Annotated in this window: 26 protein-coding genes and 2 pseudogenes; 18 read left to right on the top strand and 10 right to left on the bottom strand. The window is 30.5% G+C overall.

Annotated features, from left to right (window positions below):
* Positions 1–37 precede the first annotated feature (37 nt).
* A complete protein-coding gene (locus tag GSY47_RS07615; protein WP_179002693.1) occupies positions 38–1021 on the bottom strand; it encodes a hypothetical protein in 984 nt (327 codons plus the stop codon).
* 367 nt (positions 1022–1388) lie between these two features.
* On the opposite strand from GSY47_RS07615, the gene GSY47_RS07610 reads away from it, so the two are divergent.
* The 14 genes from GSY47_RS07610 (at position 1389) to GSY47_RS07545 (ending at position 11623) form a co-directional block, all read left to right on the top strand.
* The gene (locus GSY47_RS07610; RefSeq protein ID WP_179002692.1) at positions 1389–1583 is read left to right on the top strand and encodes a hypothetical protein; all 195 of its coding nucleotides are present in this window, start codon (positions 1389–1391) and stop codon (positions 1581–1583) included.
* Between the two features lie 54 nt (positions 1584–1637).
* The gene (locus GSY47_RS07605) at positions 1638–3329 is read left to right on the top strand and encodes a tetratricopeptide repeat-containing sensor histidine kinase (RefSeq protein ID WP_219071221.1); all 1692 of its coding nucleotides are present in this window, start codon (positions 1638–1640) and stop codon (positions 3327–3329) included.
* A gap of 6 nt (positions 3330–3335) precedes the next feature.
* Positions 3336–4004, top strand: a complete 669-nt coding sequence (locus tag GSY47_RS07600; RefSeq protein WP_179002690.1) for a response regulator transcription factor — start codon at positions 3336–3338, stop codon at positions 4002–4004.
* 146 nt (positions 4005–4150) lie between these two features.
* Entirely contained in the window at positions 4151–4309 is a 159-nt protein-coding gene (locus GSY47_RS07595) for a hypothetical protein (RefSeq protein ID WP_179002689.1), read from the top strand.
* A gap of 89 nt (positions 4310–4398) precedes the next feature.
* Positions 4399–4623 carry a DUF4236 domain-containing protein gene (locus GSY47_RS26410; RefSeq protein ID WP_179002688.1) on the top strand — a complete coding sequence of 75 codons (225 nt, stop codon included), beginning with the start codon at positions 4399–4401 and terminating at the stop codon, positions 4621–4623.
* Between the two features lie 5 nt (positions 4624–4628).
* Positions 4629–4979 carry an excalibur calcium-binding domain-containing protein gene (locus GSY47_RS07585; protein ID WP_246611285.1) on the top strand — a complete coding sequence of 117 codons (351 nt, stop codon included), beginning with the start codon at positions 4629–4631 and terminating at the stop codon, positions 4977–4979.
* Between the two features lie 12 nt (positions 4980–4991).
* Positions 4992–5387 (top strand): tellurite resistance TerB family protein, encoded by a 396-nt coding sequence (locus GSY47_RS07580; RefSeq protein ID WP_179002687.1) that lies wholly within the window; start codon positions 4992–4994, stop codon positions 5385–5387.
* 3 nt (positions 5388–5390) lie between these two features.
* On the top strand, positions 5391–6659 hold the full coding sequence (locus tag GSY47_RS07575) for an ABC transporter permease (RefSeq protein WP_179002686.1): 1269 nt from the start codon (positions 5391–5393) through the stop codon (positions 6657–6659).
* Positions 6660–6663: 4 nt separating this feature from the next.
* Complete coding sequence (locus tag GSY47_RS07570) at positions 6664–7563, top strand: hypothetical protein (RefSeq protein WP_179002685.1); 900 nt, start codon at positions 6664–6666, stop codon at positions 7561–7563.
* A 165-nt stretch (positions 7564–7728) separates the two neighbouring features.
* Positions 7729–8784 carry a type I restriction endonuclease gene (locus GSY47_RS07565; RefSeq protein WP_179002684.1) on the top strand — a complete coding sequence of 352 codons (1056 nt, stop codon included), beginning with the start codon at positions 7729–7731 and terminating at the stop codon, positions 8782–8784.
* 24 nt (positions 8785–8808) lie between these two features.
* Positions 8809–9039 (top strand): hypothetical protein, encoded by a 231-nt coding sequence (locus GSY47_RS07560; RefSeq protein ID WP_179002683.1) that lies wholly within the window; start codon positions 8809–8811, stop codon positions 9037–9039.
* Positions 9040–9330: a membrane protein insertion efficiency factor YidD gene (gene yidD, locus GSY47_RS07555; protein WP_179002682.1), complete on the top strand. Its 291-nt coding sequence runs from the start codon at positions 9040–9042 to the stop codon at positions 9328–9330.
* Positions 9331–9428: 98 nt separating this feature from the next.
* Positions 9429–9839 carry a hypothetical protein gene (locus GSY47_RS07550; protein ID WP_179002681.1) on the top strand — a complete coding sequence of 137 codons (411 nt, stop codon included), beginning with the start codon at positions 9429–9431 and terminating at the stop codon, positions 9837–9839.
* A gap of 431 nt (positions 9840–10270) precedes the next feature.
* A complete protein-coding gene (locus GSY47_RS07545) occupies positions 10271–11623 on the top strand; it encodes a GH1 family beta-glucosidase (RefSeq protein WP_179002680.1) in 1353 nt (450 codons plus the stop codon).
* Positions 11624–11704: 81 nt separating this feature from the next.
* Here the strand turns inward: GSY47_RS07545 and GSY47_RS07540 are convergent, their stop codons facing one another.
* Entirely contained in the window at positions 11705–12070 is a 366-nt protein-coding gene (locus GSY47_RS07540) for a hypothetical protein (protein WP_179002679.1), read from the bottom strand.
* Positions 12071–12404: 334 nt separating this feature from the next.
* Positions 12405–13055 (bottom strand): hypothetical protein, encoded by a 651-nt coding sequence (locus GSY47_RS07535; protein ID WP_317197913.1) that lies wholly within the window; start codon positions 13053–13055, stop codon positions 12405–12407.
* A gap of 514 nt (positions 13056–13569) precedes the next feature.
* Between GSY47_RS07535 and GSY47_RS07530 the strand changes: the two genes are divergently transcribed.
* Positions 13570–13758, top strand: a complete 189-nt coding sequence (locus GSY47_RS07530) for a hypothetical protein (RefSeq protein ID WP_179002677.1) — start codon at positions 13570–13572, stop codon at positions 13756–13758.
* A 144-nt stretch (positions 13759–13902) separates the two neighbouring features.
* The gene (locus GSY47_RS07525) at positions 13903–15549 is read left to right on the top strand and encodes a tetratricopeptide repeat-containing sensor histidine kinase (RefSeq protein ID WP_317197912.1); all 1647 of its coding nucleotides are present in this window, start codon (positions 13903–13905) and stop codon (positions 15547–15549) included.
* Between the two features lie 74 nt (positions 15550–15623).
* Here GSY47_RS07525 and GSY47_RS07520 read toward each other — a convergent pair whose 3' ends face one another.
* Positions 15624–16157, bottom strand: a complete 534-nt coding sequence (locus GSY47_RS07520; protein ID WP_179002675.1) for a 5' nucleotidase, NT5C type — start codon at positions 16155–16157, stop codon at positions 15624–15626.
* Positions 16158–16246: 89 nt separating this feature from the next.
* Between GSY47_RS07520 and GSY47_RS07515 the strand changes: the two genes are divergently transcribed.
* Complete coding sequence (locus GSY47_RS07515) at positions 16247–16996, top strand: DeoR/GlpR family DNA-binding transcription regulator (RefSeq protein WP_179002674.1); 750 nt, start codon at positions 16247–16249, stop codon at positions 16994–16996.
* Between the two features lie 112 nt (positions 16997–17108).
* Positions 17109–18230: a nuclear transport factor 2 family protein gene (locus GSY47_RS07510; protein WP_179002673.1), complete on the top strand. Its 1122-nt coding sequence runs from the start codon at positions 17109–17111 to the stop codon at positions 18228–18230.
* A 118-nt stretch (positions 18231–18348) separates the two neighbouring features.
* Here GSY47_RS07510 and GSY47_RS07505 read toward each other — a convergent pair.
* From GSY47_RS07505 to GSY47_RS07480, 6 genes and pseudogenes are all read right to left on the bottom strand, one after another.
* Positions 18349–18576, bottom strand: a pseudogene (locus GSY47_RS07505) (TolC family protein); the annotation flags it as partial.
* A 316-nt stretch (positions 18577–18892) separates the two neighbouring features.
* Entirely contained in the window at positions 18893–19486 is a 594-nt protein-coding gene (locus tag GSY47_RS07500) for a hypothetical protein (protein WP_146194636.1), read from the bottom strand.
* Between the two features lie 10 nt (positions 19487–19496).
* Positions 19497–19889 carry a hypothetical protein gene (locus tag GSY47_RS07495; protein ID WP_179002672.1) on the bottom strand — a complete coding sequence of 131 codons (393 nt, stop codon included), beginning with the start codon at positions 19887–19889 and terminating at the stop codon, positions 19497–19499.
* A gap of 19 nt (positions 19890–19908) precedes the next feature.
* The gene (locus GSY47_RS07490) at positions 19909–20502 is read right to left on the bottom strand and encodes a hypothetical protein (RefSeq protein ID WP_179002671.1); all 594 of its coding nucleotides are present in this window, start codon (positions 20500–20502) and stop codon (positions 19909–19911) included.
* A 7-nt stretch (positions 20503–20509) separates the two neighbouring features.
* Complete coding sequence (locus tag GSY47_RS07485) at positions 20510–22036, bottom strand: hypothetical protein (protein WP_179002670.1); 1527 nt, start codon at positions 22034–22036, stop codon at positions 20510–20512.
* Between the two features lie 27 nt (positions 22037–22063).
* Positions 22064–22422 (bottom strand): annotated as a pseudogene (locus GSY47_RS07480) (type VI secretion system Vgr family protein); the annotation flags it as partial.

Here is a 22422-nt window from a genome sequence, read left to right as displayed (position 1 = left end):
AAAGAAATTATTACATAAATCGCATTTTAACGAAATTTTATTTTCTTACATATTTATTAATAATATAAGAGGTAATTGGTTTTAATGCTCTTCCAGTTTCGGGATGCATTCCATGTGTATTAAAAAACTGAATACTATCTCCCACTTTAGCATACCATATAATAGCTTTTTCATTTCTAAAAAATGTTGTGGTATCGCTAACTTTAATTCTTCTAAGATTAATGATTCTTTCATCATAAGGTTCGGGTGAATTAAATGTACCTATTCCTTGTATTTTCAAATCACAGCTGACTTCTTCATAATGATTTCCAGACCATTGTATACATTCCTTCTTCGATAAGTTAAAATAAGTGATTAAACCTAATCCAAAGAGAACAGCTATAATGGCAAAATATTTCCATTTATTTGGTTTTGGGTTATCGTCTATAGGAAAAGAAGGTGATATAGTCATTGCTGTAGGTTTTGGTTCTTCATCTTGAATTGTTTCCGATTCCTCACTTAGAATTGGTTCGGGTTCTTGAGCATCAAAAGTTTCTTTTGAATCTGTCGAATTTTCAATTTTCACCTCATCAACTAAATCACCAGAAGAAACTATTTGATTGGGAACATTCCTATTCGTCAATTCATTATACATTGACATATCTTCTTCATCAATTTGTTTTCTAAACTTGTTAAAAGGTCTTGGCTGAAGATCTACAAGTATTGCAGCCAATTGAATAGTATCTTCTGCCGGTTTTTCTGTCTTACCTAAAAGAAAGCGTTTGACTGCTTGTAATTTATTCATCTCATCATCTCCAAACAAGTTCTTTTTATCCTTATCGAATGGAAAATCAAAAAAAGATTCGAAAGCATTTAAGTCATCTTTATTATTATTTGATTGAAATCTTTTAATACATAGTTTTTTAAGATTCGCAGGTGTTGGTGAACTTAAATTAGTAGAATACTCTCCATCGATTTCTACTTCATATTTAGCTTTAATAGCATTTTTATAATCTTCAAAAGTATAGTTTGACATAGGCATTTTTGAACTTTTTAAAACTTTTCTAAAGTACTTTATTCTACTTTTTATGACTTCTTCGAACTTATTCAAACTTTAGAAAAATAAATTAAACTTTCCCGACTTTCTGAGCAATGCAGCCTCAGAACCGTTGTTACTTTGCCTCAACAAAATTAGTTAACGTTTTGATCTGCAGGTCAAAAACAAATGTACAAAACTAGTTAAGTAACCAAGTGTGGAAAACCGTAAAACGGAGTTTATCCGGGAAGTATAAATAAAGTTTTATAGTTCTACGCACTTCACTTCCCAAACAAGTTGGCAATGCCATAACAAAGTTCAGAACCTTTCTGAGCGGCAAAGCCCTTTTACTAAATCTTAAATCATTAAAAAAATGAAAACACTATTTACATTGGGAGCGTGCGCGCTATTGAGTTTGACAATTTTTTCCTGCACTGCTGAAGAATTTGAAACTGAAGCTAAAAAATCGGAAATACAAAAGGTAATTCCATCAAATGTTCAAGCAATCGAAACTGGACCTGGAGATGATCCTGTTAATCTTCCGCCACCTCCACCTCCAAAAAAATAACAAATAAAATTTGTTGTTTTCAATAAATTATTAAATTCGGGGAAAGTAATATATATGTTACAATCCCCGTTTTTTTATTTTTTAGTTTTCCTTCTTTTTATTTCCTGCGAGGAGAAAACGGACGCATTACTAAAACGCGATACTAATATAAAAGAAGCCGTAAAACTACAGCAAAAAGCCACAGAAGAATTTAAAAAAAGTAATTACAATAGTTCTTTTTACTACTTCAACAAATCAAAAATTGCATTTGAACATTTGAAAGACAGTGCAAATGTTACCTACAATTTGATTCAAATGGCGAACATACAACAAATAAATGGTGACTATTACGGAAGTAAAGAGACATTAACAGAATCACTGCCTTATGTAAGAAATGATTATAATTTTAAGTCTGCAATTAATAATTTCTTCGGAATTGCAGACAAAGAACTTGCAATTTATGATGACGCAATATTTTATTATAATCAGGCAATAAAAGATTCTAAAAATCAGCTTACCAAACAATCTCCTCTAAACAATATTGCTGTTGTTTACATCAAACAAAAAAAATATGATGATGCTATTACAATTCTCGAAGAAATCTTAAAAACTAAAGAATTCGATAGATTTGAAAAAAGCAAAGCAAGAGTAATTGACAATCTTGGATTTGCCTACTTTAAAAAAGGCTCAAATGAAAAAGGACTTCAACTCATGCTGGAAAGTCTAAAATTGAGAAAACATATTAGCGATTCATATGGAAGCATAGAAAGTTATACTCACTTAGCAGAATATTATTCAAAAACCGATATTACCAAATCGAATGAATATGCAAAAAATGCTTATGCAATAGCAACCCAATTTAATAGTGTCGACGAAAGATTGAAAGCACTGTCTCTTTTAATTTCAAATAATGCTGGACTGCAATATGCACAAAACTATTTAAGTATAAATGACAGCATAATTAAAATTAGAAACAACTTTAAAAACAAATTTGCTAAAATAAAGTACGATTCCAAAAAAGAAAAAGAGGAGAATCAGAAACTTCGTCTAAAAAATGCTGAAAACCAGCTGTCGATTCAACGCGCGCAATATCAGCAGTATTTATTCGTCACAATTTCTCTTTTTTTAGCTGTACTAATTTTTTATTTAATAAAATATTACAGAAATAAAAACCGTACTGAAAAATTACAAACAGCTTACGACACCGAAACAAGAATTGCAAAAGATATTCATGATGAACTGGCAAATGATGTCTTCAACACAATCACATTTACTCAGACTCAGTCGCTAACATCTGAAAATAATAAAGAAACCTTATTACAAAAACTAAATCATATTTATACTCGCGTTCGAGGTATATCAAGAGAAAACAATGATATAGACACTGGGATAAATTATTCCGACAACTTAAAAGAAATGCTTTCTACTTATAATAACAACAATACAAATGTTCTAATTAATGGTATAGAAAAAATAAACTGGGAACTAATTGAGGAATTAAAAAAGATAACCATTCACAGGGTTTTGCAAGAACTAATGGTCAACATGAAAAAACATAGTGAAGCTTCGGTCGTCGTCCTAAAGTTTGAGACAGACAACAAAATCTTTATAAGTTATAGTGACAATGGAAAAGGCTGTGAAAAATCAACAATTATAAAAAATGGTTTACAAAATATGGAAAACCGTATTCTAGCCATAAAAGGAACTATTACTTTTGAAACTGAACCTAATAAAGGTTTTAAAGTCAAAATAACAATGCCTAAATAAAAGCCTATGTTTAAAAAAGTAATAATTGCCGAAGATCTTGATGCAATGAATTTAGGAATTCAACAAGTTTTAAAAGATTTAAACATTGCAGATTTTCAACATTCAAAATTTTGCGATGACACGTTTCTAAAAATCCGAAGAGCTATTCAAGATAATGAGCCGTACGATTTGTTAATTAGTGATCTTTCTTTTAAAATAGATCATCGTGAAGTAAAAATTGTAAATGGCGACGAATTAATTCAAAAAGTTCGTGAACTGCAACCTAATATCAAAATTATTGCTTATTCGGTTGAAGATAAAAGCTATCGTATCAAATCACTTTTTGAAGAGGCTCAAATTGATGCTTTCGTATTGAAAGGCTTAAACAGTATCGAAGAATTGAAAAAAGCGATTCATTTAATTTCAAGTTCTGATCAAAAATTTATTTCCCCAGAAGTCGCTTCTGCACTTCAGGAAAAAGGTAATTATGAAATAGACGATGTCGATATTAAAATCCTGAAATATTTAGCTGCAGGAACTTCACAAGACGAAATCATAGATATTTTTAAAAATACAGATATTAAACCCAATAGCAAAAGTGCTATGGAAAAAAGATTAGCAAAACTGAAAGACTTTTTCAAGGCTAATAATACTGTTCATTTGGTCTCTATTGTAAAAGATATGGGAATAATCTAAATTCCCATATCTCCATTTTTTTAAAGCTCCTTCGGGAGCTTTTTTTATTTCTTCTATTTGATTTTTATGGATTATGGATTTCCGTAAAATACTGGTTTTGATTGGGGTTACTTTTGGATTATTAAATCAATTTAAAAATTAAAATCATGAAAAAATTAGCTGTTCTATTTAGTTTATTCTTCCTAATTCTAGGAAGTAGCATTGAAGCTCAAAGCGGGCATTACAAAGGAGAAAAAGGTAGCTCTCATAAAGAAGGAAAATATAAAAACTCCAGTACTCATAATCACTACAAAAAAAGAAAATAATACTCCAAACTTCAATTGATACTAAACTAGGAATAAGTCAAGAGGAGTTTATATAATCAGAAAACTTTAACTAACCAAACCTTATAATTATGGGCTTTCGATTTCAAAAGAGAATTAAACTTGGAGGCGGACTTGGATTAAATATAAACAATTCGGGAATCTCTCCAAGCTTTAGGACAAAGATGGGAACATTTAGTAAAAATGGTTATTCTACAAAAACTGGCATTCCTGGTATTAGGTATCAAAGTGGATGTCTCGTACTATTTGTTTTTACTGGACTTCTAACATTTTTAATTTATACACTTAAACTTTAAAAAATATGGGATATCGAAAAGGATATTATAAAAAAAATGGAACTTATGTTCAAGGACATTTTACGAATAACAGGTCTAAATCTTTTTCAAACAGAAATAACGGATGCATGATTATTGTTTTGGCTCTTTTTGCTTTTAGTTCAATAATTTCTTGCTCAGAATCAACTGATTCTACAGAAAATATTACAAACTCAAATTCAGGCTCAGGGTCTAGCACAAATTCAAATTGTCCAACCAAAACTTGTGCAGACTTTAAAACTCAGGCCGAAGCCCAAACTACTTATAACAGCAACAGAAAATGTTATAAAAATTTAGATGGTAATGGTGATGGCAAAGCATGTGAATCTTTAAAATAAAAACTATAAACCATGATAACACTAGAACTTAAAAGCCATTTTCTAAGATTATATCAAATGGCATTATCTGATGATCAATTTGATGTATTAGAACTCCAAATGCTGTATCACTTTGCAGATGAAAGAGGAATTCCAAAAGAAGAACTAGATAAACTTTTTCTAAATCCAATTAGTACAGAGTTTATAGTACCAGAGAGTTTAAATACAAAAATTGAATATCTGTATGATCTAACTCGAATTATTTGGGCAGACGGAAAAATAACCGACGACGAATTAAATATGCTTAGAAAGTATTGCCGAAAATTTGATTTTGTTGAAGAAAACATTAATGATTTATCCGATTACCTCATTGAGTGTGTTCAGAAAAACATCGGCAAAGAAGAAATTATTAGTCAACTAAACACTTAAATTATGAAACCACTATCACAATTATTTAGTTTAAAAAAATCTGAAGATTCTTCTTTTAAAATTTTAGAAGAAAATGAAGAAGACAGAGAACAAATTAGAATTACTTATTATCAAAGCGGTTTTACTGCCTCGGTAAAAGCTACAGGAAAGCCTATTGTTCTCAAAGCATGCTTGCAAAATTTATACATGAGTTTTGAAGACCAGTGCCGAAAACAAAAAATGGAACAAGATAAACTGAAACAGCCTTATCGAGAAGAGCAGGAAAAAAACAGAACTGAACTCAAAAAATCTGAAGCTGCAATAGGTATTTTCGAGAAAAAGGAACAAGATATCAATGAAAATATCGATCAGATTAAAAATGAAATTATTGAAGTAAAACGTAATCCTGACAAATACGGAATTGAAGAAGGAAAAGGTCTAAAAGCACAATTTTATATTGGGTTAATTCTTTTACTTCCTATTACACTCTATGTTTTGGTATTTTATATTTCAGCTTCTTATTCTGCTTTTTTCAAAGAATTTTCAAATGATAGTTTAACAGCTGCGATTTTTGATGCCGACGCTTTTACTAATGCTTTTAAAGCAAGCTGGCTGGAAGGTGTTTTGGTTACAACTATTCCTTTTGTTTTTATGGGATTGGGCTATGTCATTCACATGGTGCAAAAAGGAAAAGGAATCAAAAATATTTTTAGACTTGCATCACTTTTTACTATTACATTTTTATTTGACGGCCTTTTGGCTTACATCATTGAGAAAAAAATATACGAGTTTAATAAAACTACAGAATCTTCTCCATACAATTTAAATATTGCTCTACGTGAACCTGAATTTTGGATGATCATATTTGCGGGATTCGTAGTATATATTATCTGGGGACTTGTATTTGATTTTGTTATGAAAGAATTTGAAAACATCGATAAAATTCGAGCTTTTATACGAGGAAAAAAAGAAAACTTGTTAAATCTGGAAAAGCTCAAAGCTGATTATATTAATAAAATCAACGGCTTTAAAGAACAGATTGTTACAATAAATGGTAAAATTTCAGAACTTCAATTAAAAATTGATGGTTTTGTTTTTCCAGTAAAAGAATATCTGCATTACCATCATCAATATAAAGAAGGTTGGTTTCAAGCTATAAACACTGAAATTGCTTTACCTCATAAAGAGAAAGTTGAATTACTAGAAAACTGCGAAAATTTATCTGAAGAGCATCTTGGAAGATTAAATTTAGTTGATCCCGATTTTCAGCATTTAGTATATTTTAAAAACTGAGATTATGAAAAATACTTTACTCAAAATTTCAATGTCTCTTTTACTTGTTTTATTTTTTTCATGTAAAGAAGAAAACAAAAAAGAAGCTAAAGAAACGGCAGTTAAAAATTCTGTTTCAGAAAATTATAACATTAGTATTTTAGTTGATTTATCAGATCGAATAAGCCTCAAAAAAAATCCAAATCCTACAATGGAAATTTATCAACGGGATTTAGGCTATATAAAATCTGTTTCGGAAGCTTTTACAGAGCATTTAAAATCAAAAAGAATGAGGCAGATTAATGACAAAATGCAATTATTCTTTAATCCAGAACCTGAAAATCCAGAAATTAATTCTATTTCTAAAGAATTGAGAATTTCGGTTGACAAAGACAATGCCTCTAAAAAATTATTGAATTCTATCAATGATACTTATTCTTCAAAAACAGCTTCAATTTATGAATCAGCGATTAAAGATGATAAATATATTGGTTCAGATATCTGGAACTTTTTCGATAGCAAAGTAAAAGACCAATGTATTGATCAGGATTTTAGAAATATCTTAATTATTTTGACCGATGGATATATCTTTTATGAAGGAACACAAATCAAAGAAGGAAATTTATCTAGTTATTTAACACCTCAACTAATTAAACAGAATATTTTAAATACAAATGATTGGCAGAAAAAATTTGAAAAAGAAAACTTTGGTTTCATTCCAATCAATACTGATTTATCTAATCTCGAAGTTTTAGTTTTAGGAATAAATCCGAGCAAAAACAATCCGTTTGAGGAAAAAGTTATAAAAGCTTACTGGACTAAATGGCTTTTGGAAATGAAAATAAAACATTTCGAAATCAAAAATGCTGATCTGCCTTCAAACATGGACAAAATAATTAAGGATTTTATTTTAAAAAAGGAATAAAAACCACACTTACGCTTTTTAAAGAGGAATTTTATATCCTCTTTTTTCTGTTTAAAGACTTTTTACCAAAAACTTCTTTTAAAATTTCTATTGTATTACGGATTTCCATAAAATATTGATTTTGATTGGTTTTACATTTGAATCAATAATTTAAACTACAAACCAATGGAAATGAATATTCAACTAAAATCGCTAGCAGATAAAATAAATCAGCTGAAAAGTAAAATTGAAACAGAGGAATCTACTAAACATGCTTTTGTACTGCCTTTTATAAATATTTTAGGTTATGATGCTTTTAATCCTTTAGAAGTGGTTCCAGAATTTACTGCAGATCTTGGTTTAAAAAAAGGAGAAAAAGTAGATTATGCCATTTTTCAGGATGGGGAACCAATTATTATTGTAGAATGCAAAAGCTGGAAAGAAAAACTTACCGTTCATAATTCACAATTGTTCCGTTACTTTCATGTTACAAAAACCCGTTTTGCACTTTTAACTAATGGCATAAATTACCAATTCTTTACCGATTTAGATGATCAGAATAAGATGGATGAAAAGCCGTTTCTAGAATTTGATATTTGTAATTTAAAAGAAAACACTATTCATGAAATTGCTAAATTTCATAAAGCCAATTTCGATGTAAATAATATTGTAAGTAACGCCAGTTCTTTAAAATACATCAAAGAAATTAAAAAACTTATCAAAGCTGAATTAGAAAATCCATCAAACGATTTTACTAAAGTATTTGCTAGTAAAATATATACTGGAAGATTGACTGAAAAAGTTATTGATGAATTTAAAGATTTAGTACAGAAATCAGTTAGTCAATTTATAAATGACAAAATTAATGATCGGCTTAATGCTGCTTTAACCAAAGAAACAATTAAGCAGCAAGACGAGGAAATTTCGATAGTTGAAGAGGATAATAAAATTAATACTACTGAAGAAGAACTTGAAGCTTATCGCATTGTTGTAGCAATTTTACGCAGAAAATTACCAACAAGCAGAATTGTCCACCGTGACACACAATCTTATTTCGGAATTCTACTTGACGATAATAATCGTAAACCATTATGCAGGCTTCATTTAAATGGAAGTAAGAAATACATAAGTCTATTTAATGATAATAAAACTGAATCAAAAATTTCTATTTCATCAATTGATGATATTTATCAATTTGAAAAAGAGTTATTAGATACAGTTGCTCTTTACGAAACCGAATAAATCAAACCTAAAAAATTTAAAATTATGGAATACAAAGTAGTCCCATTCGTAGCTTCAATCGATCCTAAAAAAGGAACTTCAGATCATGTAGCTGAACAACTTGAAAGTTTAATAAAAAATTTTACCAATCAAGGCTGGAAATATGTACGTTTAGAAAGTGTATCAACATTCGTTCATCCTGACGATGGATGTTTTGGATTTGGAGCCAAACCTGGTTACACAACAAATAGTCAAATGGTTGTTTTTCAAAAATAAATGAAATATTTCATCTTATTAACTATTCGATTGTATTGGATTTTAATTCCTCAATCTAAAAGGAGGAAATGCATTTTTAAAAAATCCTGCTCAAATCATGTGTTTGAAATAACTCAAAAAGAAGGTTTTATAAATGGATTAAAAGCATTTCGATTTAGATATAATAATTGCCGAAATGGTTTTCAAGTTTTTAAAAATCCTGTTACTAATAAAATCCAAATAATTCTTCCTTCTCTTGTTATAGTGGAGAAGGAAGAAATTGCTGAAAGATTAATCGAAAATCAAGTATAATTACGTATTCCCCAAAAGAGCTTTCTAACTAGATTTATCCTCAATATTATATTTTAAAATAGTAGTATCCCAACTCTAACCAAATACCACAACCGCCTGTGCAAAAAAACTACCTCAGCTTATTTTTTGTATTTCTTTTTTTATCCTGTAAACATGTAGATGCTCCTCCGCCTCTAGCAGAAATAAATTCATTTTATAAACCTGTAATTACTGCAGATGATCGGAAAACAATAACGCCCGAAGAAGCCAAAACCTATCATGTAAATACAACTTATAAGTACAAATACAGAACTGGAAATCCTGGACGCTACAAATACAATTATGATGTAAAAGGAATAAATACAACTGGAGACTCAGTTTTTGGGAATATAATTGTTCAAGGAAAATATGGAGCTGGAGTTTTAATTGATAGTATTGCCGAAACAGAAATAAATACCGAATGGATTGCTCACGGAAAACTAAAAGCTCTTGACAAACATGGAAATGAATACCATTTAATTGTTAAATAAAATTATCTAATGAAATATATCTTACTCTTATTTTTTGTTTTCGTAACTTCATTTTGTCCACCCGAAACCACAGTCTACATCTGCGGTTCGGCTGGTGCAAAAAAGTATCATTACAATGAAAATTGTCGTGGACTTCGTTCTTGTCGCAGCGAAATTGTAAAAACATCACTCAAACAAGCTAAAGGTTTGGGTTTATCAATTTGTGGATGGGAAGATTAAAATCTTCCCATTTTAAATTTTTAATTATTTGATAATAATTGCTTTACAATAAATTCACATTAGTTTTATTAATTTGATTAAAACTAATCGTTATGAAACTATTTAATCTAAATTTTCTGGTATCATTCAAAGAATGGCTTTTTTTAAGAGCTATGCAATCTTCTTTCCTACACTAATAGAAACGTTAAAAAAACAAAGGAAAGTCTTACTGAATGAATAAAATTGAAAACTCATTTTTGAACAAAAACCAATTTGGGGCAGATTTCTTGTGGGGTGTTTCAACCGCCGCTTTCCAAATTGAGGGCGCACATGATTCTGACGGAAAAGGTTCTTCTATCTGGGATGTTTTTACGTCTCAAAAAGGAAAAATAAAAAACGGGCATCATGCCATAACTGCCTGTGACTTTTACAACTCTTATCAAGATGATATCGATCTGATTCGGGAACTAAATATCCCAAATTTCAGGTTCTCTATTAGCTGGCCTAGAATTATGCCAACCGGAATCCATCCTATAAATCAGGCCGGAATTGATTACTACAATAAAATCATAGATTCTCTTCTTGCTTCGGGAATCGAACCTTGGATAACACTTTATCATTGGGACTTACCGCACGAACTAGAATTAAAAGGAGGCTGGACGAACCGAGAATCGGTTTCCTGGTTCTCAGAATATGTAGAAGTTTGTGTACAGCATTTTGGCGACCGTGTCAAAAACTGGATGGTAATCAATGAACCTTCTGTGTTTACTGGTGCTGGTTATTTTCTAGGCATTCATGCACCTGGAAAAAAAGGAATTACCAATTACTTAAAAGCCATGCACCACGTAACTTTAGCAACAGCAGCAGGTGCAAAAATTATCCGAAACAGAATTCCGCAGGCTAATATTGGAACTACTTTTTCTTGCACGCATATCGAACCTGCAACGGAAAGCGCGAAAGATGTTGAAGCTGCAAAACGAGTAGATACTTTATTGAACAGAACTTTTATAGAACCTATTTTAGGATTGGGCTATCCGCAGAAAGATCTTCCTGTTCTTAAAAAACTCAATAATTATATTATAGGAGACGATTTAGACAATCTTGCATTCAATTTTGATTTTATTGGGCTTCAATGTTATACGCGTGAAGTAGTAAAATCAGCAATGTTGATTCCGTATATTGGCGCCGAATTGGTAAGCGCCGAAAAACGGAATGTAATTTCTACAGAAATGGGCTGGGAAGTCTATCCGCCAGCATTATATCATGTGCTTAAAAAATTCAATGAATACGAAGGAATTCGAAAAATTATAATCACTGAAAATGGCGCCGCTTTTCCAGATACAGTAACCAACGGAAAAGTATTTGACATTAAAAGAACCCATTATATTCAGGATCACTTAGAACAGATTTTAAAAGCCAGAAATGAAGGCTTAAATGTTGAAGGTTACTTTGTCTGGAGTCTAACCGATAACTTCGAATGGGCAGAAGGTTATAATGCCCGTTTTGGATTAATTCATGTGGATTTTGAAACACAAAAACGAACTATTAAAAATTCAGGATTGTGGTTTAAGGACTTTTTATCTTAAAACTAATTCCTAACATTATAAAAGCCTTTCACGTTTTAGTTGTGAAAGGCTTTTTTTTGAATCCAAACAGCATCAAATCGATTAACGTAGTCTGTATTTATAATTTTGCTTTAAAATCCCAATATGAACTTTACCATTATTTTTTAAATGAGCAGTTACAAGGACATATTTTTCTTCGGGATATTTAATATCATAGCTAAATGTAGTGTCTTTCACTTTTATTTGAAGCGTGTGTTTTCCATCATCTGATACTGACAATGCTGTTGTTTCATAAGTAGGCATTGCTTCTGTTGCTTTTAAATTGATATCCTTTACTTTTTTGTTATCCAAAAGTATTTCGAGTTTTAAGTTGTCTAATTTCATGTCCGTTGGCTGTTCAAAAGACACTACATATTTTTTACATCCGAAAATGCAAAAAACGATCAATAGAGATAAAAGCTTTTTCATAAAAAGTGGTTTTTATTTTTATAAATATAAATAATTTTATTTCATCAATGCAATCTAAATCCTTGCTAAATTTTCTTCAGAATCCGATTCAAAACACCGGCAAATTCCAAGAAAAAAAATCAGTGTTTTTAGTAAAAAAAATCGATTATTTCGTTGATTTTATTAGGTTTAACGGTATTTTTTTCTTATCTTTATAGTGTAAATAACAGTAAATATATGCCGAAAACTACACTTTTTAAAAGCCAAAATTACACGTCAAAAAATGATTCTTTTTACCACTTCAAACATTTCATTTTTTCAAATGCTTCTTCATTTCATTTCGAAATTATTCAACCTAATCTTTTTTCTGCACAAAGTATAAACAAGCAGAAGAAACTAGAGCAACCGCTCCAATTGCAATCGTAATTATTTTACGAGGATATATTTTCTGAACCATTTTTTTAGAAAATAAGTCTTTAAAATTAAATGAAAGATTTTCTTTTTTGGAAAATTCTTTTGACTCTTCATGTTCAGTATTCACCAAAACTCTTTTTTCTATGTCATTATTTTCAATTTCAAAATTTAAATTTTCATTGACACTTTCAATTTGTTTTGCTAAATCAATTCTGCACTTTTCATTAAATTTTTTAAAAGGCCGAGGTTGAAAATCGACTATAACTGCTGCAAGATTTATAGCATCAATATTTGAAGGGTCTGTTTCGCCTTTAAAGAAAGTTTCAATCGGTCTAAATTTATCTTTTTGCTCTTTAAACTTATTCTTTTTAGTGTGATCGAAATCTAAACATAATAGATTTTTAAAAACATTCAAATCGTCTTGAGTTGGGTTATTTTCATAAATAAGCCAGCATAAATCTCGGAGTTTTCCGCGGGAAGGGCTTTGCAAATAATCAAAGTATTCTCCTTCTCTTTCGAGTTCGTATTTAATTTTAATTGCCTTTTTATATTCTTCTAATGTGTTATTCATCTTCGCTTTTTTAGGAACCACTTTGAACTGTCTATTTTTCTTTTTAACAAAACACTTTTATATGCCATCAAACACTTTCAAGTTTTATTCCAATTTCTATTTTATTTCAACATTTTTTTCAAACTCTTCAGCCAACTTTTCACGGGCTTTTTGCATCTATAATATTAGAAGGATTCGTCTAAAATTAAATAGCATCTAATAAAAAATAGGCATTGCATTTTTACATTATTGGGAATTCGCGGGAATCTCAGGAAAACGCGGGAATTCTGGGAATTCCTTATCTACAGTGGTCTAAAAGTGCCTTTCCTTTGCATCAGAAATTAGTTCAAGTTTTGTCTGCAGACTAAAACAAATATATAAAACTAGTTCTAATTCACATTGTGGAAAACCGTAAGACCGAGTTTATTCGGGAAGTATAAATTACGTCTTACAGTTCTACACAGTCACTTCCCCAAAAACAATTTGGTGTCGCCAAAATAAACTCTGGATCATTCCGGACAGCCACACCTATGTCTAATTTCTAAATCAAATCAAAATGAAAAAATTAATACTATTTATCGCTTTTGCGTTATTGTTCACTATATTTTCTTGTACTCCGGATGAGTACGAGACTCAAACAACAAAAAAGGTAGAAATACCAATTAATAAGATAAAGGCTGTTCCTGGTGATGGTCCTGGTGATGACAAAACTCCACCGCCACCGCCACCACCAACACTACCATAATAAAAAAATAAATAGTATTTAATTAATTACTATTTTCGGGGAAAGTAAATTTATATGTTACGGTCCCCGTTTTTTTATTTTATAATAGCTCTTTTTCTTTTTTCTTGTGAAGAAAAAAAAATCGTTGACTCTGAAACCAAATCTATGCAAAAAGAGGCTTTTGCATTGCGAGATGAAGCTATTAAAAATATTGACAACGAAAACTTTAATACTGCTTTTTATCAGTTCAACAAGTCAAAGGCTCTTTATGAAACTCTAAAAGACAGCGCCAATATTGCATATATCCTTATTAGAATTGCAGATATTCAACAAATCTACGGAGATTACTATGGAAGTAAAGAAACAGTAACCGAGGCACTATCTTATATTAAAAAAAAAGGAGATTATACTTCAAGTATAAATAATACTTTAGGAATTGCAGACAAAGAACTTTCTCTTTATGATGATGCCATTTTTTATTATACCCAATCTGCAAATGAGTCTGCGACTCCTCACGAAAAACATAGCCCTTTACAAAATATTGCTGTAGTTTATATTTTACAAAAAAAATACGATAAAGCGATCTTATTGTTAGAATCTCTTTTAAAATCTTTTCCTAATGACGATTTGAAGAGCAAGAGTGGGTTAATGAGTAAATCTATACTTCTTGATAATTTGGGATACGCCTACTTTAAGAAAGGAATGGATGAGAAAGGATTTAACCTAATGACCAAAGGACTTCAGATAAGAATTGAAAATAATGATACTTACAGAAGTATTGAAAGCTATCTTCATTTTGCCGATTATTATTCGAAAAAAAATCTTCAAAAATCTGATGAAAATGCTCTTTTGGCGTATAATGCAGCTACAAAACACAATAGTATTGACGAAAGATTGGAAGCGCTTCAAATTTTAATTTCAAATGATAATAGTCCCCGCACATCTTCATACGTACAAAAGTATTTTACCTTAAATGACAGCATCATAAAAGTTAGAAACAACTTCAAAAATAAGTTTGCCAAAATCAAATACGATTCCAAAAAAGAAAAAGACGAAAACGAAAAACTTCGTTTAGAAAAAGCTGAAAACGAATTGTCGTTACAAAAAGCGAGTTATATGCGTATTGTATTTGTTATTGTTTTTGTTTTTTTAGTGGTTTTAATTGCGATTCTAATTCGTTATTATAAAAACAAAAACAAGGCTATAGAATTAAAAACGTCATACGATACCGAAACCCGAATTGCAAAAAAAATCCACGATGAATTAGCCAATGATGTATTTAATGTAATTGCCTTTGCCGAATCCCAGCCTTTAAGCGCCGAAAACTCCAAAGAGAATCTGCTGCAAAAACTAGATGACATTTACGGCCGTGTGAGAGGAATTTCTAGAGAAAACAACAGTATCGATACTGGCATAAATTTTACACGAAGCATCAAAGAGATGCTTTCTGTTTACAATACCCGCGAAAGAAACATTATCGTAACCAATTTAGAAGAAATAAACTGGGAATCTATTGATGATATGAAAAAGATTACCATCAGCCGAATTTTACAGGAACTAATGGTAAACATGAAAAAACACAGCAAAGCAAACCTTGTGGTCATAAAATTTGAAAGTGATCTAAAATCAATTTTCATAAATTATATGGACAATGGTGTAGGCTGCGAAAAAAGCACGATTGTAAAAAATGGTCTTCAAAACATGGTAAACCGTATTCTGGCAGTAAACGGAACTATCGATATCGACACGGAACCTGAAAAAGGATTTAGAGTGAAAATAATTATGCCAGAGCAAACACAGATTAAAGTTTAAATTAAAAAGCCTTTCAGAATCTTCCGAAAGGCTTTTCTCTTCAAAAAAACAATAAAATTATAACCTTTTTAAGCTTATAATGTTTCGTTTAAAACCGCAACAGCTTCTTTCCAATTATTGACTCTTAAATGATGCGTTTTATTTATATTATGAAATGCTGTAAACATAATCGGTTTCCCAATACAATAATCTAGATTTTTACAATGGTCATCAATCAGATAATCTGTTTTAATGATTCTTTTACTGCCACATAAAACAATATTTTCCCATTTAATAAAAGGAAAATGTTCTGCGAGCCACGCTACTTTTTCGGCAAGTGAGACTGGAAATTCTGTGGCTGCCGAAACAATAAAAATCTCAAAGTTCTTTTGTAATTCACGTACACTTTCGATTGCATCGGGCATTACAGGAAGAGACCTGAAAAAATTATCTTTATTTAAAACTTTGACTAATAAATCTCTATCCTTAAAAGCCTCATCTTCACTTAATCCTTGAATACTCTCTTTTGTTAAACTAGTTCCATACGCGGTATTATAATGCTCTAGTAGTTGAGATTCAAAATCGGCCAATACGCCATCCATATCGATTGCAATTGTTTTCTTATTCATTGTAAAAATTATTTTGCGGTAAAATTATGCAAAAATTGCAATATATTGCAATTTTTAATTTATTTTTGCAATATAAAACCGCAATTAAAATGAAAAAGGAAGAACGTCAAAAAGCAATTTTAGAATATTTAGCCAAAGAACATCGCGTAACCTCCATAGAACTAAGCGAATACCTCAGCGTTTCTGAAGATACAATAAGACGCGATTTAAAAGAACTTTCAGATCAGGGACTTTTAAAAGCCGTTCGTGGTGGTGCGGTTGCTCCTTCTCCTATTCCCTTACATTACAGAAAAAGAGAAAAACACGATATCGAAAACAAAAAGATTATAGCCCAAAAAGCAATTTCGTATTTAAAAGACGGACAAGTCGTTTTTATTGATGGAGGAACAACTTCTCTGGCTTTAGTAGCAAGTTTCCCTTACGATTTAAAATTAACGGTCATTACCAATAGTTTTCCTGTTGCTTCTTTAGTCGAAGATTTACCGAATATCGATTTAATTTTTGCGGGCGGTAAAATGTGTAAAACTTCGTTTACAACTTCAAGCATGGAAACAATGGATTTCTTTAGAAATTTCAGAGCCGATATCTGTATTCTGGGAATCTGCAGTATTCATCACGAAAGAGGCATTACAGGAATTTTATACGATGATTCGATGCTGAAGAAGAATATGGTACAGAATTCTAATTTTGTAATTGCCCTAAGTTCAATCGAAAAAGTAGAAACTGCCGAATCGTATTTTGTCTGTCCGATAAACGATATTAATGTTTTGGTGACGAATGTTTCGCCTGAAGAGGAGATTTTGAAAGCATATAAAAATACTGGATTGACGGTTCTTTAATTTCATCACTTTTTGTTTCAATTTATAAATCAGTAGTACTGAATTTATAAATCCGTACCGATTAAGATATTACCAATCATAGCTTTGTGAAAAATTAATTTTCAAAAAGTCTATGAAAAAAATTATCTATTTTATCGGTTTATTATTTTTACCAGCTTGCTTATTGGCACAAACGGAAGAGGCATTAGTCAAAAAATGTATTCAAAATTACATTGACGGCACTTCTTACAACAAACCTGACAACATCGAAAAGGCATTTTATCCTGAAGCCAATCTGTTTTTGAGTAATAAAGATAAAGAACTCTGGATTGTACCTGCCAGCGAATATACTAAATGGTTTAAAAAAGACAACGAAGGACAGTTTAATGGGCGAATCGGTAGAATAATCTCAATTGATGTGTATAACAATATAGCCTCGGCTAAGGCAGAAATACTAATTCCTGACAAAAAAATAGAATTTATTGATTTGTTCTTGCTCAAAAAAATTCAAGGCGAATGGAAAATAATCAGTAAATCGGCAAGCAGTTTAAATTCAAATAAATCAGGACAGTGTATTTTATTTATAGTTTCTAATGCCAATCATTATGGTAAATCAACTATAGCTACTGGCAATAGTTTTTCTGAAATAGTAAATGCTTATGATACTTTTAAAAAAGCGGGATATACCGTCGATTTTGTAAGTCCAGATGGAGGAAGTATTCCATTAGCTTATATTAACACATCTGACAGTTTACAAAAACAATATTTATTTGATTCCGATTTTATGTATGCAATAAAAAACACAAAAAAACCCAACGAAATTGATTCAAAAATTTACAAAGCCGTTCACTACATTGGTGGTGGATCTGCTATGTATGATGTTCCTGAAAATAAAGAAATTCAAACTATTTCCTTAAAAGTCTACGAAAAAAATAAGGGCATTATCTCTTCTGTTTGCCATGGAACGGCTGGAATTGTAAACTTAAAAACAAATGATGGTAAATATTTAGTTGCAGGAAGAAAAATTAGCGGTTATCCAGATTCATTCGAAAAACAAGACGGGGAATATTTTAAATACTTTCCATTCTTAATTCAGAAAACAATTGAAGAAAGAGGAGGGACTTTCAAATTTTCTGCCCGTAATGTCTCACATGTAGAAACAGACGGAAGAATCGTTACGGGTCAAAATTTTCAATCGTCAAGCAGTGTGGCATTAAAGATTATAGAATTAATAAATGATACAAAAAGTGAGTAATAATTTAAAAACAAACCTTTACAACATTGTCTTTTGTACTTTTTTCATCAACCAAACAAAAAAGCCTTTCAGAATTTTACTCCTGAAAGGCTTTCTTTCTACAAATTAACAGGCAATATTATTTCCATCCACCACCTAGGTCTCTATAAACATGGACAGCAGCATTAAGTTGTTCTTTTTTAGTATCGATTAATTCTAATTTTGCTTCCAAAGCATCTCTCTGCGTCATTAAAACCTCAAAATAATCGACTCTAGCCGATTTAAACAAATCGTTTGAAACATCAATAGAAGTATTTAAAGCGTCTACTTGTTTTGATTTCAAATCGTAACCTTTTTGAAGATTTTCCCCGCTCCCGCACGAATCCTTTCGTGTGGTAAGTTTCCGCTTAATCTAAATTTTTACTGTTTTATAAATTAAAGTTTAATAAAGAAAATTAGACTTGACCTGCATACCTCCACACGAAAGGATTCGTGCGGGAGCGGGGGGATGTATACGTTGATGACCTTTTCCCAGTCTTCATTTAGATCTACACTAAACTTTATTGGAACATTAGTTGCTCTTTCTTCTTTTATTGTAATTGGTTTTTTAAAATAATTCCACATTATTACAATTAAAAAGCAAGTTATAATAGTGATAAAAGTCTTTTTGTATTTTTTCATATCTACCAATTGATTTTTTTATCTAGAAAGAAAAAATATTTCTCACCTCTAGTTACCTTAAAACTAATAGAGTCATTAATCTTAGTGATATTTTTAATTATTTCTTTATTCTCTTTTTTGAATTTATCATAAGTTGTCAGTTTTATAGTATCACCAAACTTTAAATTGTCTAAAGACCTATTGATATGGTATTTTTTTAATAATTCTTTAGCCTCTTTTTTTGAAATCAGATGGTTTCTTTCTTTCAGAATTATATTAATTATTTTCCTGCTGTGTGATAAATCATTAGCATTTAAATTAGATATGGGATGTGTCTTATTTCGCTTGTTATAAACCTGATAATCAAAAGTATCATCATATTGACTTTTGCCATTAACTATATAATTCCAAGTTATATAAGAGACTTTCGAGGAGTTTATGTGAATTTCCAGTTCTATTGGAATACTCAAAGAAAGACTATCTTTTATTAAAGGGTTTTTAAGACTTGGTAAAATAGTTACTGCCTCTTGAGAATCAATTTGCTTAACATCGATTGGTGCTCTTGAGTTACAGGAAAAAAGTATAATAATTAACAGTGTAAATATAAGTTGTTTCATATTTTTAAAATTATTCATTTATAAAAATGGAATCTATGTAAGTAGTTAGCTCTTTAGTCTTTTCGTCTTCTTTTGTAAAATGCAAGATTGTATATATTAATATTGATTTGTCATAGTTACTTTTTATTAATCGAATTTCTTGCATATTTTTTAACTCCTGTAAAGTTTTAATTTCTCCTTTTAATAGCTTATTTAATATTTCCTGGTCGATAACGCTATATTCATAGTTCCCATATTTTTCCTCATTAAATAATTTTCCCTTTGCCAATTCATAAATTCCTCTAAGCCCATTGTCTTTTGCTTGTTCAACGTCATGAACCACAATATTGTCCCATACTTCTTCAATAGGCTTGCTAATACTTGGATAAACCACCGCATTCAAAAAATCTAAAGGAACAAACATCGTTATGAGAGTTTCCGTTTTACCAATTAATTTTTTTCTCTACATAAAAAAAACTACCGTCCTTTTTCATGGCTCTAAAATGAATAGAATCACTAATCTTATTAAGCTCTTGAATGATTAGCTTGTTTTCTTTTCTAAACTTATCATAAGCTACCAATTTTATCGTTTCAGTAGGTTTTAAATTGTCTAGTGATTTATTAATGTGGTATTTTTTCAATACCTGTTGAGCATCTTTTCTGGAAATTAAATGATTTCTTTCTTTTACAATGATATCTATTGATGCACTTTTGACTGTTTTATCAAAATCTAATTGGCGTATTGACTTTGTCTTGTTATGCTTATTATAAACTTCATAATCGAAATAATCTTTGTCAAGAGTTTTATTATTAACGCGGTAAATCCATGCAATATATTCAATTGAAGAATTAATTTCTATTTTAAATTCTATCGGAAAACTAATCCGAACACTATCTTTTATTTGTTTACGATCCATAAAATTATCTTCAAATGTTACCATTTCTTTAGAAGTAGTTTGTTTAATCTCAATTGGCTTTTTAGATTCACATGAAAAAAATAATAGAGAAATTATAATAATGATATAGGTATGTTTCATAATTGAATTAGTTTATAAAAATGGTCTCTATATATGTTATCCTTTCATCAATTTCCACGTTTTTTTTCGTATAATAAAAAACAGTATAAATTAAACTAGTTTGATAATCATAATTATTAATTGATTTTCTAAAATTTTCTAGATTATCTTCTAAATCTTTTAATGTCTTATATTTTCCTTTAAATAAATTATTCAATATATCTTGGTTTATTTTAATATATTGATAATCACCATATGTATCTCTACTAAACCATTTTGCTAGAGCTAGATCAGATATGCCTCTAAGACCATTGTCTTTAGCTTGTTCAACAGCGTCTACAACCATTCCATCCCATACTTCTTCAATAGGCTTGCTAATACTTGGATAAACCACTGCATTCAAAAAGTCTAAAGGAACAAACATCGTTGTAAGGGTTTCCATTTTTCCATCCATACCAAATTTAACAGTATCTATAGCGTTGATAATGAAGTTCAATTTTTCAGCATTTTTTAATAATGCATTACGAACTCCAACCTGTTTAAAATAATCTAATTGGCTTATTCCTTTAGTAGTTACAACTTTACCTTCTTTTTTATAACCAAAATTGACTGCTTGGGTAATTTCATACAATTTGCCTTCATTATCAAATACGGGTTTAGTGTAAATTCTGCGACTGTATTCTAATTTACCCATATTATTTACAAGATTTCCTTTTTTAAGTTGCTTTATAGCAATAGAATACCTTAGTTTATCACTATACTTAACCATCTCTTCCCGCAAGTCGAACATCGCATTGTTTTTTATATTTTCACAAATCTTGTCCATTACATTCTCAAGTTCCCTTGATGGCTCTTCAGTAGCTACTATACCTGCTGAGAAGACTATTATCTCTCCATCTGCAGACCTGATTTCCGGAAAACCATAACCTTCATAAGCTGGCTTTATAAACAAAGTAGTTTTAGAACGATATACATCAAGTATATTGTTGTTAGATTTCCAGTAAGTATTATGATATTTCCAAGTCCAATAAAATTCAAGACAGCTGTTAATGCTTCCTTTTTCATCTTTTTTAATTTCAATGTGCCATTTTGGGTTCAAATACAATTCTATTGTTATTCTGTGCTGCCCGTTTACTTCTCTAACCATAACGGTTTTGAAAACCATTTGTCCATCAAATTTTGGATTGTCAAAGATGGTCAGGCCTTTAAAAGGAGTGTTTTTATCCCAAAGCTGAAAGGTTATGCTTGTTCCAACAGGGATGCTTTCACTTACATTTAATTGAAAATAAACCGTTTCTTCCAAATAGGCTTTTGGCCAATTGGAGTCTTGTTCTGGTATATTTCTCATTCCTTCATAATCGGGGCTCCACCAGCCTGAGAAAGCTTTTTCTGGTTCTTCTCTAACTGGTCTGGGTTCTGGTTCTCCATAAGTATATTCTTGAGCATAATAATCAATACGCCCGTTTGAGTTTATTTCTATTTCGTTGGCAAATTCTCTTGTTGTTCCTCTTACAATATAAGTGGCATTGCCACCGACATATCTAGTCTTAGTCATAACTTTTAGTTATTAGCGTCCTGTTAATTAGTTTTGTGTTGTATCTTCAGAACTATTATTTTTTATAGTTGTATCAGAATGAAATTCATGTCCATTTTCACTTTGATGCTTATTTTTTCCTGCAACTGTATAGTTTTTATCCTTTTTTATATCTGAATTTAAATCACCTTCTATATTTTCATCGTGATTACCGCCAACATAAAACATACTATCGCCAGTAACATTTGTATGTAGCATTCCTCCAACTATTGTAGATTTATCTACTGTAGCATTTTCAGAAATATTTACTCCTGCATCAGATGTTATATTTCCACCAGCTTTCATAATAATATCTTCACCAGCTTCCAATTCAATATTTTTAGGCGCTTTAAATCTTATATTACCAT

Source organism: Flavobacterium quisquiliarum, assembly GCF_019308285.1.
In the GTDB taxonomy this organism is placed as follows: Bacteria; Bacteroidota; Bacteroidia; order Flavobacteriales; family Flavobacteriaceae; genus Flavobacterium; species Flavobacterium quisquiliarum.
The sequence above is the reverse complement of the archived record's forward strand: the minus strand, read 5'-3'. Positions and strand labels throughout refer to the sequence as shown.

Excerpts from the sequence above, each read along its gene's own strand:
- GSY47_RS07615 (WP_179002693.1), bottom strand. The coding sequence starts at position 1,021 with ATGCCTATGTCAAACTATACTTTTGAAGATTATAAAAATGCTATTAAA.
- GSY47_RS07610 (WP_179002692.1), top strand. The coding sequence starts at position 1,389 with ATGAAAACACTATTTACATTGGGAGCGTGCGCGCTATTGAGTTTGACA.
- GSY47_RS07605 (WP_219071221.1), top strand. The coding sequence starts at position 1,638 with ATGTTACAATCCCCGTTTTTTTATTTTTTAGTTTTCCTTCTTTTTATT.
- GSY47_RS07600 (WP_179002690.1), top strand. The coding sequence starts at position 3,336 with ATGTTTAAAAAAGTAATAATTGCCGAAGATCTTGATGCAATGAATTTA.
- GSY47_RS07595 (WP_179002689.1), top strand. The coding sequence starts at position 4,151 with ATGAAAAAATTAGCTGTTCTATTTAGTTTATTCTTCCTAATTCTAGGA.
- GSY47_RS26410 (WP_179002688.1), top strand. The coding sequence starts at position 4,399 with ATGGGCTTTCGATTTCAAAAGAGAATTAAACTTGGAGGCGGACTTGGA.
- GSY47_RS07585 (WP_246611285.1), top strand. The coding sequence starts at position 4,629 with ATGGGATATCGAAAAGGATATTATAAAAAAAATGGAACTTATGTTCAA.
- GSY47_RS07580 (WP_179002687.1), top strand. The coding sequence starts at position 4,992 with ATGATAACACTAGAACTTAAAAGCCATTTTCTAAGATTATATCAAATG.
- GSY47_RS07575 (WP_179002686.1), top strand. The coding sequence starts at position 5,391 with ATGAAACCACTATCACAATTATTTAGTTTAAAAAAATCTGAAGATTCT.
- GSY47_RS07570 (WP_179002685.1), top strand. The coding sequence starts at position 6,664 with ATGAAAAATACTTTACTCAAAATTTCAATGTCTCTTTTACTTGTTTTA.
- GSY47_RS07565 (WP_179002684.1), top strand. The coding sequence starts at position 7,729 with ATGGAAATGAATATTCAACTAAAATCGCTAGCAGATAAAATAAATCAG.
- GSY47_RS07560 (WP_179002683.1), top strand. The coding sequence starts at position 8,809 with ATGGAATACAAAGTAGTCCCATTCGTAGCTTCAATCGATCCTAAAAAA.
- yidD (WP_179002682.1), top strand. The coding sequence starts at position 9,040 with ATGAAATATTTCATCTTATTAACTATTCGATTGTATTGGATTTTAATT.
- GSY47_RS07545 (WP_179002680.1), top strand. The coding sequence starts at position 10,271 with ATGAATAAAATTGAAAACTCATTTTTGAACAAAAACCAATTTGGGGCA.
- GSY47_RS07540 (WP_179002679.1), bottom strand. The coding sequence starts at position 12,070 with ATGAAAAAGCTTTTATCTCTATTGATCGTTTTTTGCATTTTCGGATGT.
- GSY47_RS07530 (WP_179002677.1), top strand. The coding sequence starts at position 13,570 with ATGAAAAAATTAATACTATTTATCGCTTTTGCGTTATTGTTCACTATA.
- GSY47_RS07525 (WP_317197912.1), top strand. The coding sequence starts at position 13,903 with ATGCAAAAAGAGGCTTTTGCATTGCGAGATGAAGCTATTAAAAATATT.
- GSY47_RS07520 (WP_179002675.1), bottom strand. The coding sequence starts at position 16,157 with ATGAATAAGAAAACAATTGCAATCGATATGGATGGCGTATTGGCCGAT.
- GSY47_RS07515 (WP_179002674.1), top strand. The coding sequence starts at position 16,247 with ATGAAAAAGGAAGAACGTCAAAAAGCAATTTTAGAATATTTAGCCAAA.
- GSY47_RS07510 (WP_179002673.1), top strand. The coding sequence starts at position 17,109 with ATGAAAAAAATTATCTATTTTATCGGTTTATTATTTTTACCAGCTTGC.
- GSY47_RS07500 (WP_146194636.1), bottom strand. The coding sequence starts at position 19,486 with ATGAAACAACTTATATTTACACTGTTAATTATTATACTTTTTTCCTGT.
- GSY47_RS07495 (WP_179002672.1), bottom strand. The coding sequence starts at position 19,889 with ATGTTTGTTCCTTTAGATTTTTTGAATGCGGTGGTTTATCCAAGTATT.
- GSY47_RS07490 (WP_179002671.1), bottom strand. The coding sequence starts at position 20,502 with ATGAAACATACCTATATCATTATTATAATTTCTCTATTATTTTTTTCA.
- GSY47_RS07485 (WP_179002670.1), bottom strand. The coding sequence starts at position 22,036 with ATGACTAAGACTAGATATGTCGGTGGCAATGCCACTTATATTGTAAGA.